Raw genomic sequence first — 15,351 nt, 5'->3', positions numbered from 1 at the left:
AAATGTCAAGATACGCTGCCGTGCGCGCGGGCGTGTCTGCGGTTTTTTCCGCCGAACAGGATGCTGGAGAGCACCGGGCCGATGAGCGTATACCCCGCCACCCGCAAAGACGCGGCCAGATTCAGCGGCACGGTGCCGAACACCGGACGCAGCAGCGGCACGCAGACCACCGCCAGCATCAGCGCCCCGGAAACGAGCGCGGCCAGCACCAGCCAGACATTGTTGAACAGCGGGATGTGCGGCAGCGTGAGCCGCTCGGACTTGCACTCGAACACATGGATAAGCTGCACGGCCACCAGCGTGAGGAACGCCGCTGTACGCGCCGCCGTCAGGTCGCCGCTCAGGCGCATCACGCTGATAAACGCACCGAGCGTGCTCAGACCGATGAGGCAGCCGCGGAAAATCATCATGCCGAGCAGACCGCCAGAAAACACGCTTTCGTCGATACCGCGGGGCTTTTGCTCCATCACATCGTCCTCCGGAGGTTCCAGCCCGAGCGCGATGGCGGGCAGCCCGTCGGTCACCAGGTTCACCCAGAGGATCTGGATGGGCTGCAGCACGATCGGCAGGCCCATCAGCATGCCGACAAACATGGTGAGAATCTCACCGATGTTGCAGGAAAGCAGGTAGCGGATGAATTTGCGGATGTTGCTGTAGATCACCCGGCCCTCTTCCACAGCGGCGACCATGGAAGCAAAATTGTCGTCCAGCAGGATGATGGACGAGGCCTCCTTGGTCACATCGGTGCCGGTCTTGCCCATGCTCACGCCTATGTCTGCCTCCTTGACTGCAGGCGCGTCGTTCACGCCGTCACCCGTCATGGCCACAACATTGCCGCCGCGTTTGAAACTGCGCACGATGCGCAGCTTGTGTCCCGGCGACACCCGCGCGAACACCACCGTATGCTTGACCGCGCGCAGCAGCTCCGCATCGCTCATGGCATCTAGCTCCGTGCCGGTGAGCACTCCGTCCGAGCCGTGCAGGATGCCCAGTTCCCGTGCAATGGCGGCGGCGGTTTTTTTGTGGTCGCCGGTGATCATCACCGGGCGGATGCCAGCCCGGATGCATTTGCGCACCGCGGTGAACGCTTCTTTGCGCGGCGGGTCGATCATACCCATCAGGCCCGCAAACGTCAGACCGGTTTCCAGTGTTTCCGGCGCATTTCCAGTCTGCCCGGTCAGCTCGCGCCACGCCATGGCCAACACGCGCAAAGCGCTGTCCGCCATATCATCGTTTGCCCGTTGGATGCGCGCCCGCATCGCGTTGGTCAGCGGCTCGTCGACTTTATCCGTGTGCACGCAGCGGCATTTGTTCAAAATCACATCCGGCGCGCCTTTGACGAACAGGAACCGGCGCCCGTGCGCGCGCACCACCACCGACATGCATTTGCGCTCTGAATCGAACGGCAATTCCAGCAGGGTCTCATATTCCCTGCCCATACTTTCCCGGGTAATACCCGCTTTGGCCGCCGCCACCAGCAGAGCGGCCTCGGTCGGGTCGCCCACGACTTCCACCTTTCCTTTGTGGAACAGACCGTGTGAGAAATGCAGTTCAGCGTTGTTGCAGCAGGCGGCGATCTTCAGTGTGCGGGCGACATCCTCCAGTTCCTGTGCGCGCGCCTTCCGGCCCTCCAGCAGAAAATCCCCGGCGGTGCCGAATCCGCTGCCGGTCACCATCAGGTCATGCACAGGAGTATACACGCGCCGCACCGTCATCTTGTTTTCCGTCAGCGTGCCGGTCTTATCCGAGCAGATCACGCTGGCGCAGCCCAGTGTTTCCACGGCGGTGAGTTTGCGGATGAGTGCGTTGCGTTTGAGCATTCGCCCCACACCCAGCGCAAGCGCGATGGTCACGATGGCGGGCAGACCCTCCGGCACGGCCGCCACCGCCAGCGAGATGCCGATGATGATCATATTGATAACCTGTTCGCCGCGCAGGATACCGGTAACTGTGACCACCGCACAAATAACCAGGCAGGCGATGGCAATAAACTTGCCCAGCTCCGCCAGCCGCTTCTGCAGCGGAGTCTGCTCGTCCTTGATATCGGAGATCATGCCCGCAATCCGGCCCATCTCCGTCTGCATCCCAGTAGCAGTCACGCTGGCAAACGCCCGCCCTTTGGTCATCATGGTGCCCATGAATACCTTTTCGGCCTTTTCCGGCCGCTTTTCCACCGGAACCGATTCCCCGGTCAACAGGGATTCATCCACCTGCACACCGGAGCCGTTCAGCAAAGCCGCGTCCGCCGCCACACGGTCGCCCGCTTCCAGTTCCAGCAGATCGCCCGGCACCACCTCCGCCGCCGGCACCTGCACGCTTTCCCCGTCCCGCACCACGCGTGCCATAGGAGCCGCCATGTTTTTCAGGGCATCCAGCGTTTTTTCCGTGCGGTATTCCTGCACGAATCCCATAACTGCGTTGAGGATCACGATGAGCAGAATGGCGATGGCTTCGGTCATCTCGCCCATAAACACCGAAAGGGCAGTGGATACAAGCAGGATGATGATGAGGATATCCTGAAACTGCGCCAAAAAAATGCCGAGCGGCCGCACTTTTTTGCCCAGTGCAAACACATTCGGCCCATATCGCGCCAGCCGCTTTTTCGCTTCCCGCCCGCTCAGGCCGCGCACACGCGCCGCGGTATCCGCCTTTAAACTTGAAACCATCAGCCGAATGCCTCCCCGCACAATTCTTGGAACAATGCATTCTATTCAGACGGCGGATGCAATATACGCAGGCCCGCAGCGGAAACACGGGCCCGCGCAGGCATCCGCCGGCCGACCGCCTTTTTTGACAGATTAAGACAAGAGGGGCAAAGTTGTCTTGACAAACGGGCCCTAAAATTTTATGATAAAGGCATGAGAGGCGTTTTACGCTTTTTTTTTGCGGTTCATGTCTTTGTTTTGTGGTCGCGCTGGTGTTTTCACACGTTTTCTTGTGTTTTTATATAAAAAGCAGGCCTATACCTGCAGCCTTTTCATAAACCCGGACGAACGGGCAATCGGTGAGCCGTTTCTCTCCTAACGGCTGTTCCATCCAACAGGGGCGCCTGCCCGGAAATGTGTTTTCCCCGCCCCGTTTCGGTTTGTGCCGGGTACCCATGCCTGTTTGCAGGAACATAAAACAAGATCATTGATAGGGAGGGATATGCATGTATCTGGCTTCCAAATTTTATCTCAGCCGCATCCTCGGCAGGCCGGTCTACATGGCAAGGGAAAACCGCGTCGTGGGCCGCATTTCCGATCTGTATGTGGACACCGGTTTTGACCGCCCGAAAGTGGTGGCGCTGAAGCTGCGCGGCGGTGTCACGCTGGACATCTCTTCCATAGATATCGTCAAGGACGGCCCGCAGTATGCGTTTTTCTGCAACAGCCTGCGTGACAAGGACGTGACCGGAGCGGACAAGGTCCTTTCGCTGGCTGAAACCATGCTGGACAAACAGATCGTCGACCTCGACGGCCACAAAGTCGTGCGGGTGAACGATCTGCGGCTGGCCGTCGTGTCCACCGGCATCTTCCTCATCGCAGTGGACGTGGGGCTGGAAGGGCTGCTTCGCCGGCTTGGCGTGGCCAAGCAGCTCAAGGCACTGCTCAAGCCGCTGCACAAAAGCATCCCAAGCCGCCTGATTCTGTGGGACGACGTGCAAACCGTGGAAGCCGGAGATAATGGGCTGAAACTGGCCGCCCAGGCGGAAAAAATCTCAATGCTGCACCCGTCCGACGTGGCGGATATTATCGAGGATCTGGACAAAGACACGCAGGCATCCGTTTTCGCTGCACTGGACGAAGAAAAGGCAGCCGACGTCCTCGAAGAAATGGAGCCGGAAGCCCAGGCCAATATGATCGACAGCCTGTCCATTGCCAAAGCCGCCGATGTGCTGGAAAAAATGCCCTCCGACGAAGTGGCGGATATCCTCGACGTGCTGGACGAGCATGTGGTGGAAGAGCTTCTCACCGCCATGGACAAAGAAACCTCCGAAGAAGTGCGCGAACTGATGGAATATCCGGAAAACACGGTCGGCAGCCTGATGTCCACCGACTTTATCACCGTGAACGAAGACATGACCGTCAGCGATGCGTTCAAGCTGCTGCAAAAAGAAAAACCCGAGATGGATACGGTGTTCTACCTGTATGTGGTCAGCGAAAGCGGCCGGCTCACCGGCACGGTCTCGCTGCGTGACCTGGCAGTGGCTGACCCGGCCGACAAACTTGAAGACATCATGGACGAAGACTACCAGACCGTGCATGACGATGACATACTGAGCGACCTCACCGATGTGATCTCTAAATACAACCTGCCGGCTGTGGCGGTCGTGGATGACGACCGCGTGCTGCTTGGAACCGTCATCGTCAGCGACGTGCTGTACCACATGCTGCACCGCCGCTGAACAGACAGATATTGAGGAAAGGCGGCGAACACCATGCGCGATACGCTCAAATCCAGGACAAAGTCCCCTGGAAAATTCAATTTTTTGCTTCTGCTCGGCATCATCGGGCCGGGGCTTATCACGGCAAATGCCGGAAACGACGCCGGCGGCATTTTCACCTATGCGTCCATCGGCGCTTCTTACGGCTATTCCATGATCTGGGGGCTGGCAATCATCACGATCAGCCTTGGCGTGGTGCAGGAAATGAATGCCCGCATGGCCGTCGTGACGGGCAAAGGGCTTTCCGACCTCATCCGCGAAAATTTCGGGGTAAAGCTGACTCTATTTGCCATGACGATTTTGCTAATCGCCAACTTCGGCGTGGTAATAGCCGATTTCGCCGGTATCGCGGCCAGTTTGGAGCTCTTTCATGTAAGCCGGTACATCTCGGTGCCCATAGCCGCCGTGCTCATCTGGGCGCTGGTATCCAAAGGCTCTTATAAAAACGTGGAAAAGATTTTTCTGGCGCTCACCTTTGTCTTTTTCGGATATATCGTCACCTGCTTTCTCATCAAACCGGATTGGCTGCAGGTCATGCATGCATTTGTCACCCCTACCCTGAAAATAAACAACAGCTTCCTTCTGACCTTTATCGGCATGATCGGTACGACCATCACGCCATACATGCAGTTTTACCTGCAGTCTTCCATTGTAGACAAGCGCATGAAGCTCTCCGAACTGAAATATGAAAAGGTCGATGTATGGTTCGGCTCCATCTGGGGAATGGCCATTGCATTTTTCATCATTGTCTGCACGGCGGGCACCCTGTTCAAAAAGGGCATTTCCATCAGTTCCGCGGCGCAGGCCGCAGGAGCGCTCGCGCCGCTTGCGGGGCAGTATGCCTCCGTCCTGTTTGGCATCGGACTGCTGGGGGCTTCCATCCTCGCCTGCTCCGTCATCCCGCTCTCCACCTCCTATGCCATCTGCGAGGCGTTCGGGTTTGAAAGCGGCGTGGACAACAAACCGAAGGATGCCCCTGTTTTTTATGGTATCTACACCGTCATCATCGCGGCAGGCGCCGCCATTATCCTCATTCCCGGTCTTTCATTGGTGGGAATCTCCATACTCTCCCAGCAGATTGCCGGTATTCTTTCCCCGGTCATCCTGATCTTCATGGTCTGCCTGGTCAATAACAAGCGCATCATGGGAAAATATGTGAACACGAAACTGCAAAACATCCTGTCCATTGGAACTGTAGGATTCATTGTTATCCTCACGTTCATCCTGTTCGTTGTGCTGCCGCTGATGCACTGAATACTCTGTAAAAAACCGGCGGAACACAGGCCATTTTAACATAAAAACAGCTTCCCTCTATATTGAGGGAAGCTGTTTTGCATGTGCGGGCGGACGGTTTACTGGCTGTCTTTTTCCCGGATCTCCACGCGGCGGATCTTGCCGCTGGTGGTTTTCGGCAGTTCTTTGATAAATTCGATGACGCGTGGGTATTTATACGGCGCGGTCTGCCGTTTGACATAGTCTTTCAGTTCTTTTTCCAGCTTCTCTGAAGGTTCAAAACTGCTGGTGAGCACAATGCTGGCCTTCACCACCTGCCCGCGCACCGGATCGGGCACGCCGGTCACGGCACACTCCAGCACGGCGGGATGCTCCATCAGTACGCTCTCGATTTCAAACGGCCCAATACGGTAACCGGAGGACTTGATAAGGTCGTCAGTACGCCCGACATACCAGTAATATCCGTCTTCATCGCGCCAGGCGGTGTCGCCGGTGTGATAATACCCGTCGTGACAGGCTTGGGCGTTGCGTTCGGGCGCCTGATAATATTCGCAGAACAGACCGGCCGGGCGGCCGTTGCGGATATCGACCACAATCTCCCCTACTTCCCCGGTTTGTACGGGTTCGCCGCTTTCGTGGATCAGCTCGATGTGGTAGAGCGGCGTGGGCCGGCCCATAGAACCCGGTTTCGGCGTCATACCTTTGAGATTGGCCAGCATGACCGTGCTTTCACTCTGGCCGAACCCCTCCATCAGCGGCACACCGGTGGCTTCCACAAAACGGTTGTAAACCTCGGCGTTGAGCGCTTCACCCGCAATGGTGGCATGTTCAATGGACGAGAGGTCGTGCCCGGCCATGCCTTCTTTGATGAAGAAACGATAAACAGTGGGCGGTGCGCAGAACGTGGTGATGTGGTACTGCTCGATCTTGCCGAGCAGCTTGTCCGGATCGAACTTATCAAAATCGTAAACAAAAATGGGAGCCTCCATAATCCACTGTCCATAGAGTTTGCCCCAGGATGCCTTGGCCCAGCCGGTCTCTGCAACGGTCAGATGCAGGCCATCCGGATTGACGCACTGCCAGTGTTTTGCGGTGATGATATGGCCAAGCGGATAAGAATGGTCATGCAGCACCATTTTGGGCATGGCCGTGGTGCCGGAGGTGAAATACATCAGCAGCGGATCATGTACGGAGTGGTCCGTCGGGCGGGGAAAATGGCTCTCCGCCCGCTCTACGCCATCGGCAAACGAGAGCCAGTCCGGACGGGTGCCGCGCGCAATGATCTTGATATCCATTGCGGGCACTTCTTTTTGTGCCTTATCCACAAAATCGGCGGTTTCTCCGTCCGCCGTGCAAAGGATGGCTTTGACCTTAGCGGCCCGGAACCGGTAGACGAGGTCTTTTTTAGTCAGCTGTGCCGTAGCGGGGATGGCGACTGCCCCGATTTTGTGCAGTGCCAGCATGGCGATCCAATACTCGTAATGGCGTTTGAGGATCAGCATAACCATATCACCTTTCCGGATGCCTGCGCCGGAAAGAAAATTGGCTGCTTTCTCGCTCAGCACGTGGAGCTGCCCGAATGTGAAGATCTTTTCACTGCCGGAATCGTCGCACCAGACCAGCGCACGCTTGTCGGGCTCCAGCCTGGCCAGCCTGTCCACAATGTCATAAGCGAAATGAAATGTCTCCGGGACATGAACCTGAAACGTCTTCAGCAATCCGTCCTCGCCGTATGTTTCCTCTACATAGTCCTGATGAATATTCTGCATGTTCATTCCTCTTACTCTTCCCAAACACATGGCGTTCGGGGAATTTGCCCTGCTTACAGAACGCGGCGCGCAAAAAAAGAACCGCACCGTCAGTTATACGGAACGGCTCTTAAAGTATGCGTACATCCGTACGGTCAACCAAAGCGAACATAACGATTGCCCTATATTCTGGAACAGAAGAGACGTCAAACGCACCGCGCGCCCTTATCAAAACAGTCTTATTTTAGCAAAACACGTCCAATTTGTCAACGCAGTTTAGACGGAAAAGCGGAGACACGACCTGTTTGGTCCGGCAAATAATCATGTGTCTTTTTCCTCCGCGAGCTTTTTGACTGCCGCCAGCAGGGCGGTGATGTGCTCCGGTGTGTTGAACGCGCCGATGCTTGCGCGCACCATGCCCTGGTCGATGGTGCCAAACGCGATGTGCGCGGCAGGAGCACAATGCAGCCCGCCGCGCAGTGCAAACCCCATCTTGTCCAGCCGGGATGTCACTTCCACACTGGAACGGCTTGCAATATTGAAAGAGACCACCGGCACATAGCCGTTGCCCCACGGGCGGGGTGTATAAAGCCGAATGCCGGGAATGCGATGCAATCCATCGTAAAGCATGCGGGCCAGCCGCATCTCTTTCACGTAGGATTCCTGCCCTCTGGCGCGCACAAACCGGATGCCCGCATGCAGCCCCACGATTCCCGGTGCGTTCAACGTTCCGCTCTCAAAACGGTCCGGCATCAGATCGGGCTGCGCAAAATCGACGGAATTGCTTCCGGTGCCGCCCTCGATGAGCGTGGCCAGCGTTTCACCATGTGCCGCGATCAAAATTCCCGTGCCCATCGGACCGTACAGGCTTTTATGCCCGGGCATACAGAGAAAATCGATATGGGCAGCCTGCATGTCGATGGGCAGCATGCCCGCCGACTGCGAAGCGTCCACCAGGAACGGGATGCCCCTTTTATGGCAGAGCGCGCCGATTTCCGCAATCGGCAGCACGCGTCCACACAGATTGGAGGCGTGGGTGCAGGCCACCAACGACGTATCCGGCCGCAAAGAGGCTTCAAAATTCCGCAGTGTGCATGCATCGTCCGCCAAATCCACCACCGCCGCCGTATATGGCCGCTTCAGCGTATAAAGCGGGCGCATCACGGCATTGTGTTCCAGATTAGACGTGACGACATGCGCACTGCCACTCCGTTCGGCCAGCACGCCTTTCAGCGCAAAATTGATCGCATAGGTGGCGTTGAGCGTGAATGAAACGCATTCCGCACCCGGCGCATGGAAATAGGATGCCACGGCTTTGCGGCAGGCATAGACTGATTCCGCCGCTTCCATGGATAGTTTATGCCCACTGCGGCCGGGGTTCGCGCCGATCTCATGGATAAAGCGTGCAACGGCCGCACCCACCTGCTGTGGCTTGGGAAAACTGGTGGCGGCATTATCCAGATAGACCATAATGATCACCGCCTGATTTGATAATACGGATATGCGCCGCATCCAAAACCGCAATCGCCTGTTGCAGCGGACAATTTCGGATTAATAAAAGAAAATGACAACCGCACCGGGATAGATCTTTCGGAGCACGTTCCACCTGTACCCTGCAGCCTTTCCGTTCAAGCAGATCCCGGGCTTTATAGGCATATGTGATTGAACTGACGACAATATAGCCGCCCATGTGTTTCACCTCACGGTTTTGCCGGCAACAGAAAGCTGCCGTCAAAAATAGTTGCCGAACAGGCTGTACCTCCTTTTGGAGCGCGTGATTGTCCGGTACTACCAGTGTATGCCGCAGGGAAACTTTACGCGCATTGCGCCCGCCCGTTTCCCCTTTACCGGATAGCGTATCCCCATTAAAGGGCAGAACCGTATAAAGTGCCTATCCGCAAACTTGGAAAACGGGAGAAATTTGGAAAATTTCATGCGCATAAAGGCGGATCAAAACGAACGAGCGAATGCATTCCGGCCGACGTAACGCGAAACCGCGCCCAATGAGGGTTCAGAATCCAGTCATGGATAGACCCTTCATATTATGCATCAAAAAGGCGGCGCATGCCTTGCCGCACACGCCGGTCTACAATGCCATTCTTTTCAAAGGGACTCCAACAGGCAGACCGCGTGTGCGCTGATGCCCTCAAGCCGCCCGGTGAACCCCATGTGTTCTTCCGTGGTGGCTTTGACATTCACATCTGCCGTATCCACCCCGCATGTTTGGGCGATCCGTTCCCGCATTCGGGGAATATAAGCCGCGAGCCTGGGAGCCTGCGCGATAACGGTGGCATCGATGTTCCCCACGCGGAAACCCGCGGCCGCGATCCGTGCATGCACCTCGCGCAGCATAACCAGGCTGTCCGCGCCCTTGAATCGCATATCCGTGTCTGGAAACAGCTTGCCGATATCCCCCAGCGCAGCGGCTCCAAGCAAGGCATCCATCACGGCGTGCAGCAGCACATCGGCATCCGAATGCCCGTCCAGCCCGCGGGGGCAGGGAATTTCCACACCGCCCAGCACCAACCTACGTCCGTCTGCAAAACGGTGTGCATCATATCCATGTCCGATCCTCATGCCTGTGTCCCCTTTTTCCGGAGCAGCGCCGCTGCCGCATCCATGTCCTCCGGCGTGGTGATCTTCAGGTTGGCGTAGTCTCCTTCCACCAGCCGCACTCTCCCACCGATTGCCTCCACCAGTTGGCAGTCGTCCGTATAATCCGCATCCACGGCCTCGGCCGCCGCAAATGCGCGCAGCAGCAGTGCTTTCTTAAAAACCTGAGGCGTTTGCACAGCCCAAAGGCGCGCCCGCTCGGGCGTCTGCATCACATACCCCCAGTCGTCGGTCACTTTGATGGTATCTTTGACTTTCACAGCCGCCGCAGCCGCCCCGCAAACGAAAGCGGCGCGGATTGCCCGTTCAATGCAGGCAAGCGATACCAGCGGCCGGGCGCCGTCGTGGATGGCCAGATAATCTCCGGACGCCCGTTCCAGCCCAGCCCGCACGGAAAGCTGTCTGGTTGAGCCGCCGGGTACCACACCCGCAAATTTCTTGTATGCCCGGCCGATTTTCCCGGCTTCGGCCATCTCATTCGGGCGCGTGACCACGACGATCTCCGTCACCAGCGGACAGTGTGCAAACGCATCCAGAACATACGCCAGCACCGGCCGGCCGCAAAGCGGCAAAAACGGTTTGGCTGCGCCTCCCATCCGCCGTCCGTTCCCCGCGGCCACAATGACGGCCGTCACAGACGGCTCCGCTTGTGTACTCATGTTCATGTCCTTCCTTTTCTTTTTGACCAAACGGCAACGCCGGCAACTACCCCGCTTTGCTATGTATCTTTTTTCTTTATCAGAGAAATTTTCCCGCGCTCGGTTTGGATGATACCGTCCCGTTTCATTTTCCGAAGGCAGCGGGTGACCACCTCGCGGGACGTCCCCAGCCTTGCGGCCACCTGCGCGTGGGTGGTGTAAAGCGGCATGCGTCCGCCGTCGGTGTTTTCGCAGATGTAATCATACAGCCGGTCGTTGACACTTTTGAACGTCAGTTTCTCAATGAGCGTGATGATGGCCGTATATTTGTTATACATACAGGAAAAAACAAACTGCTGAAGCTGTGGGGATGTACTGATTAGATAACAGAACGTGCTGAACGGCACGATGGCAACCACACTGTCCTGCAAGGCGGCCAGCGAAACTTCAGAAGCGGACACCTGTGCGGTCAGGCTGCTGATTGTCAGCAGAGCGGCCTCACCCGGAAAAACGCTGTAAAGTGCAAGTTCCCGGCCGCTTTCGGAAACCTTGTACACTTTCAGTTCGCCCGAAAGAACAAAGATAACCCCGATGCAGTTGGAGTGCTCCCGCACCACGACCTCGCCCGCGCGCAGATGGTACAGAACGGCAGACTGCAAAAAATGCCTGCGTTCATCCTCCGGCATCTGCCTGAGAAACGGGAAGTGGATTGTCCATTCTTGTTGCGTCATACCATCCCCTCTTTCTTCTTCCACGCTGCGCACAGCAAAAGCCGCGTGCCTCGTCCTGCGAAGCGCGCGGCCCTGAAAACGTGGTGCTGTCAAATACCCAGCTGCTGGCGGATATCTTCCTTAGGCCTGGCGCCCACCGAAGTGGCGGCCACTGTTCCGCCCTTGACCAGCACCAATGTGGGGATACTCATCACACCAAACTTGGAAGCAAGTTCCGGTTCCTCATCTACATTGACTTTGGCTACCTCGATGGTACCGCTCAATTCTTCGGAAAGCTCATCCACAATAGGTGAAACCATCCGGCACGGGCCGCACCATGTTGCCCAGAAATCGATCAGAACCGGTTTGTCGGCTTGCAGAACGATCGTATTGAAATTATCCTTTGTAACGGTGATTGCCGCCATTTTGAACACTCCCTTTTTTGAAACTGCATCCCCACAGCCGGAATCCATACCGGCCTTGGAGACACTTTATTTCATCTGCCCATAGTATACCACTATCATGCCTGTTTGAATGTGACTTTTATCACAATCAGCGATGCAAATATTGCCGAATCGGCTTTTTATAGTATACAGCTTTTTGATCGGTAAATGCAAACGATTTTCTAATTTATTGAAAAAACCAACAGGTATTCCCTTTACCAATCTCCGTCGGTTGCACCCGCGGCCCCCTTGTCTTCCATCAGGGCGACGGGAATCTCATAGGTTTTGCCGTCCCCACGGCGGAAGAGCGTCAGCTCAAGCGTATCGCCCGGCTTGTGCTTGTCGCGCAGCGTGATAAGATCGTTGGTATTCTTGACGGACTGGCCGTCCACCGCCGTGATGATGTCATCGGCTTTCACTCCGTTTTGCGCGGCGCTGCTGCCCGGTTCCACATAGCCAATGTAGATGCCCTGTGGAATATGATTGATCTGCGCGGTGACGGTGTCGATTTCACGGCAGTTCAGGCCGAATTTGACACGACCCTTCACATATCCGTATTTGAGAATGGAGTCTACAATCGGCTGCGCGGTGCGAATGGGGATGGAAAACCCAAGACCCTCATAGCCCGTCTGCGCGATTTTCGCCGAGTTGATGCCCACCACTTGCCCGTACATATTGACCAGCGCGCCACCCGAATTGCCGGGATTGATGGCGGCGTCGGTCTGAATGAGGTTCATGGGGCCGTTGCCGACATCCACATTGCGGTTGAGCGCGGAAATGATGCCCTGTGTGACCGAGCCGGCCAGTTCCAGCCCGGACGGATTGCCCACCGCAAGCACCTGCTCGCCCACATGGCATTGGTCTGAATCGCCAAACTGGGCATACGGCAGCTTCTGCGCGTTGATTTTGAGGACGGCAAGATCGGTGCGCGCATCGGTTCCCACCAGCGCAGCCGCATAATGTTTGCCGTTGTGCAGCACCACATCCAGACGGTTGGCACCCTCCACCACATGGTTGTTGGTAACGATACGGCCGTCGGCGCTCATCAGAATGCCGGACCCTTCCCCTGTCTCGCTCAGCGAACCTTTCTGGTACTGCACGACGCCCACCACGGCAGGCAGGATACGGGATGCCACCTGCTCGGCAGAGAGCTGTCCACCGCCCGGCCGGCTTTCCAGAACCAGCGTGCGAGACGAAGAGGTGTCTGCCTTATAAAACTTGACCAGCAGCATCCCTCCCGCCTGCGTATGGGTGAGAAAGAGAGAAACGACCAACACCGCACATAGCCCAAACACCGCGATATTAAGCACCTGCAGCGAACGGCGCCCTTTTGTCCCATCTTGCGGATTCCCCTTTTCTCTGCGCCCGAAAAGCCCACCGACCCATTTTGGTTTTTGCAGCCCCATGTCATCACCCTCATGTTTCCACCTCCGCGCAACAGCACGCGGTATTGCTACATGGTATGTGAACGGACAAGAGGGCATGAACGAAAAGTGCGGGCAGACAAAACAAAAAGGGGCGCGTCTGTCGGCGCGCCTCTTCATGCCCATATATAAGAATACTCAGCTGTCCAGTCCCGCACGCAGCGATGCGGTAAAGTCTGCGACGCTTTTCACGGCATCTTCCGGTGTGGCCGCGGCACCCACCAGTCGCACGATGGCGCTGCCTACGATGATACCGTCCGCATAGCGTTTGAGTTCGCGCGCCTGCTCCGGCGACGAGATGCCGAAGCCCAGTGCGGTGGGCGCGGCGGTGTAACGGTTGATGAGTGAGAAGAACGATTCAAAATCGGTGTGAAACGAACTGCGAGTGCCCGTCACACCAAGAGAGGACACGCAATAGAGGAACCCCTCCGCCTGCTCCGCGATCTTCTGGATGCGCTCGTGTGAGGTAGGCGCCACCAGCGAGATCAGCTTGATCCCGTTCTTCGCGGCCGGATCAGCCACTTCATCCTTCTCCTCATAGGGCAGATCGGGGATGATGACGCCGTCCACGCCGGTCTCGCGGCACCGTTTGAAGAAATTTTCTTTTCCATAATTGAAGATGCTGTTGATGTACATCAAAAATACAAGCGGGACCTGCGTTTTTTCACGCAGGCGCGCCACCGCGTCGAACACGCCGTCGATCTTCAATCCGTTGGAGAGCGCGCGGATGTTGGCAGCCTGAATGACCGGCCCCTCCGCCACCGGGTCGGAAAACGGCACGCCCAATTCCACCAGATCGGCTCCCGCCTGTTCCATTGCCAGCACCAGCTTTTCAGTGGCGGCGATATCGGGGTCCCCGGCTGTCACGAATGTGATCAGCGCTTTTTTGCCTGCCTGCTTCTGTTTGGCGAACATTTCGCCGATACGGTCAGTCATGGAGCTGCACCCCCAGATAACGAGCGATGGCGGCAACGTCCTTGTCACCGCGCCCGGAAATATTGATAACGATCACAGCGTCTTTCTGCAGCGTGGGCGCCAGCTTGCGGGCATAGGCGACCGCATGGGCGCTCTCGATGGCCGGGATGATACCCTCCAGCTTGGAGAGATAAAGAAACGCGTCCACGGCTTCCTTGTCGGTCGCGCCGACATATTCCGCACGGCCGTTGTCATGCAGCCAGGCATGCTCCGGCCCGATGCCCGGATAGTCCAAACCTGCCGAAATGGAGTAGACGGGCGCAATCTGCCCTTCTTCGTCCTGCAAAAAATACGATTTCATCCCGTGGAACACGCCAAGCGTACCGCGCTCGATGGTGGCGGCGGTGCGGGGCGTGTCCACGCCTTCGCCCGCAGCCTCCACGCCGATGAGATGCACCGTTTTATCCCCGATGAAATCATAAAACGCGCCCATGGCGTTGCTGCCGCCGCCCACACAGGCCATCACCACATCGGGCAGGCGGCCGATCTGTTCCATGCACTGCGCTTTGATCTCTTTGCCGATGATGCTCTGGAAATCACGCACGATCATTGGGTAGGGATGCGGCCCCATTACCGAACCCATCACATAGAACGTATCGTCCACGCGGGAGGTCCAGTTGCGCAGAGCCTCGTTGACGGCATCTTTAAGCGTTTTCGTTCCGGAGTCTACCGGGTGCACCTTCGCGCCGAGCATTTCCATGCGAAACACGTTCAGCGCCTGGCGGTCGGTATCCTCCCGCCCCATGAAGATCTCGCATTCCAGACCCATCAGTGTGGCGACCGTTGCTGTAGCCACGCCGTGTTGGCCCGCACCGGTCTCGGCGATCACACGCTTTTTACCCATCTTTTTGGCCATAAGCACCTGACCCAGCACGTTGTTGATCTTGTGCGAGCCGGTGTGGTTGAGGTCTTCGCGCTTGAGAAAAATCCGCGCGCCTCCGAGGTCTTCCGTCATCCGCTTTGCTTCATATAACAAAGACGGACGGCCCGCATAGTTCTGATATAAATCCTGCAACTCCGCTTGGAACGTCGCGTCGTTTTGGAACCGGGCATACGCCTGTTCCAGTTCTTCCAGCGCGTTCATCAATGTTTCGGGCACATACTGCCCGCCATGGACGCCATACCGCCCTTTTTGCGCCAT

At 57.0% G+C, this 15,351-nt stretch carries 13 protein-coding genes; 2 read left to right on the top strand and 11 right to left on the bottom strand.

The annotated features are described in order from the left end of the window. Positions 1 to 5: 5 nt before the first annotated feature. The gene (locus ETHHA_RS06750) at positions 6 to 2,666 is read right to left on the bottom strand and encodes a cation-translocating P-type ATPase (protein WP_013485231.1); all 2,661 of its coding nucleotides are present in this window, start codon (positions 2,664 to 2,666) and stop codon (positions 6 to 8) included. A gap of 485 nt (positions 2,667 to 3,151) precedes the next feature. On the opposite strand from ETHHA_RS06750, the gene ETHHA_RS06745 reads away from it, so the two are divergent. Together ETHHA_RS06745 and ETHHA_RS06740 are read left to right on the top strand one after the other, a co-directional pair. Next, positions 3,152 to 4,387 carry a magnesium transporter gene (locus ETHHA_RS06745; protein ID WP_013485230.1) on the top strand — a complete coding sequence of 412 codons (1,236 nt, stop codon included), beginning with the start codon at positions 3,152 to 3,154 and terminating at the stop codon, positions 4,385 to 4,387. A gap of 33 nt (positions 4,388 to 4,420) precedes the next feature. Beyond that, complete coding sequence (locus ETHHA_RS06740; RefSeq protein WP_013485229.1) at positions 4,421 to 5,680, top strand: Nramp family divalent metal transporter; 1,260 nt, start codon at positions 4,421 to 4,423, stop codon at positions 5,678 to 5,680. Positions 5,681 to 5,778: 98 nt separating this feature from the next. On the opposite strand, the gene ETHHA_RS06735 is transcribed toward ETHHA_RS06740, so the two are convergent. From ETHHA_RS06735 to trpB, 10 genes are all read right to left on the bottom strand, one after another. Then, positions 5,779 to 7,428, bottom strand: coding sequence for an AMP-binding protein (locus ETHHA_RS06735; protein ID WP_013485228.1), 1,650 nt, complete (start codon positions 7,426 to 7,428; stop codon positions 5,779 to 5,781). A 300-nt stretch (positions 7,429 to 7,728) separates the two neighbouring features. Next, on the bottom strand, positions 7,729 to 8,877 hold the full coding sequence (locus tag ETHHA_RS06730) for an aminotransferase class V-fold PLP-dependent enzyme (protein WP_013485227.1): 1,149 nt from the start codon (positions 8,875 to 8,877) through the stop codon (positions 7,729 to 7,731). Further along, positions 8,861 to 9,097, bottom strand: a complete 237-nt coding sequence (locus tag ETHHA_RS15530; protein WP_137143867.1) for a putative Se/S carrier-like protein — start codon at positions 9,095 to 9,097, stop codon at positions 8,861 to 8,863. The genes ETHHA_RS06730 and ETHHA_RS15530 overlap by 17 nt, the downstream gene beginning before the upstream one ends. 413 nt (positions 9,098 to 9,510) lie before the next feature. Continuing rightward, positions 9,511 to 9,984: a 2-C-methyl-D-erythritol 2,4-cyclodiphosphate synthase gene (ispF, locus tag ETHHA_RS06725; protein ID WP_013485226.1), complete on the bottom strand. Its 474-nt coding sequence runs from the start codon at positions 9,982 to 9,984 to the stop codon at positions 9,511 to 9,513. After that, complete coding sequence (gene ispD / locus ETHHA_RS06720) at positions 9,981 to 10,679, bottom strand: 2-C-methyl-D-erythritol 4-phosphate cytidylyltransferase (RefSeq protein ID WP_041687308.1); 699 nt, start codon at positions 10,677 to 10,679, stop codon at positions 9,981 to 9,983. Before ispD ends, ispF begins: the two co-directional genes overlap by 4 nt. A 59-nt stretch (positions 10,680 to 10,738) precedes the next feature. Next, positions 10,739 to 11,389 (bottom strand): Crp/Fnr family transcriptional regulator, encoded by a 651-nt coding sequence (locus ETHHA_RS06715; protein WP_013485224.1) that lies wholly within the window; start codon positions 11,387 to 11,389, stop codon positions 10,739 to 10,741. Positions 11,390 to 11,478: 89 nt separating this feature from the next. Beyond that, complete coding sequence (gene trxA, locus ETHHA_RS06710; RefSeq protein WP_013485223.1) at positions 11,479 to 11,793, bottom strand: thioredoxin; 315 nt, start codon at positions 11,791 to 11,793, stop codon at positions 11,479 to 11,481. 233 nt (positions 11,794 to 12,026) lie between these two features. Next, complete coding sequence (locus ETHHA_RS06705; protein WP_013485222.1) at positions 12,027 to 13,217, bottom strand: S1C family serine protease; 1,191 nt, start codon at positions 13,215 to 13,217, stop codon at positions 12,027 to 12,029. Between the two features lie 156 nt (positions 13,218 to 13,373). Beyond that, positions 13,374 to 14,171 carry a tryptophan synthase subunit alpha gene (gene trpA / locus ETHHA_RS06700; RefSeq protein ID WP_013485221.1) on the bottom strand — a complete coding sequence of 266 codons (798 nt, stop codon included), beginning with the start codon at positions 14,169 to 14,171 and terminating at the stop codon, positions 13,374 to 13,376. Next, entirely contained in the window at positions 14,164 to 15,351 is a 1,188-nt protein-coding gene (trpB, locus tag ETHHA_RS06695; protein WP_013485220.1) for a tryptophan synthase subunit beta, read from the bottom strand. Before trpB ends, trpA begins: the two co-directional genes overlap by 8 nt.

The sequence above is a fragment of the Ethanoligenens harbinense YUAN-3 genome (assembly GCF_000178115.2).
GTDB classification, from domain to species: Bacteria; Bacillota; Clostridia; order Oscillospirales; family Ethanoligenentaceae; genus Ethanoligenens; species Ethanoligenens harbinense.
Note: the sequence above shows the minus strand (reverse complement) of the source record. Positions and strands in the feature narration are given on the sequence as shown.

Coding starts and splice junctions, on each gene's coding strand:
- ETHHA_RS06750 (WP_013485231.1), bottom strand. CDS start 2,666: ATGGTTTCAAGTTTAAAGGCGGATACCGCGGCGCGTGTGCGCGGCCTG.
- ETHHA_RS06745 (WP_013485230.1), top strand. CDS start 3,152: ATGTATCTGGCTTCCAAATTTTATCTCAGCCGCATCCTCGGCAGGCCG.
- ETHHA_RS06740 (WP_013485229.1), top strand. CDS start 4,421: ATGCGCGATACGCTCAAATCCAGGACAAAGTCCCCTGGAAAATTCAAT.
- ETHHA_RS06735 (WP_013485228.1), bottom strand. CDS start 7,428: ATGCAGAATATTCATCAGGACTATGTAGAGGAAACATACGGCGAGGAC.
- ETHHA_RS06730 (WP_013485227.1), bottom strand. CDS start 8,877: ATGGTCTATCTGGATAATGCCGCCACCAGTTTTCCCAAGCCACAGCAG.
- ETHHA_RS15530 (WP_137143867.1), bottom strand. CDS start 9,097: ATGGGCGGCTATATTGTCGTCAGTTCAATCACATATGCCTATAAAGCC.
- ispF (WP_013485226.1), bottom strand. CDS start 9,984: ATGAGGATCGGACATGGATATGATGCACACCGTTTTGCAGACGGACGT.
- ispD (WP_041687308.1), bottom strand. CDS start 10,679: ATGAGTACACAAGCGGAGCCGTCTGTGACGGCCGTCATTGTGGCCGCG.
- ETHHA_RS06715 (WP_013485224.1), bottom strand. CDS start 11,389: ATGACGCAACAAGAATGGACAATCCACTTCCCGTTTCTCAGGCAGATG.
- trxA (WP_013485223.1), bottom strand. CDS start 11,793: ATGGCGGCAATCACCGTTACAAAGGATAATTTCAATACGATCGTTCTG.
- ETHHA_RS06705 (WP_013485222.1), bottom strand. CDS start 13,217: ATGGGGCTGCAAAAACCAAAATGGGTCGGTGGGCTTTTCGGGCGCAGA.
- trpA (WP_013485221.1), bottom strand. CDS start 14,171: ATGACTGACCGTATCGGCGAAATGTTCGCCAAACAGAAGCAGGCAGGC.
- trpB (WP_013485220.1), bottom strand. CDS start 15,351: ATGGCGCAAAAAGGGCGGTATGGCGTCCATGGCGGGCAGTATGTGCCC.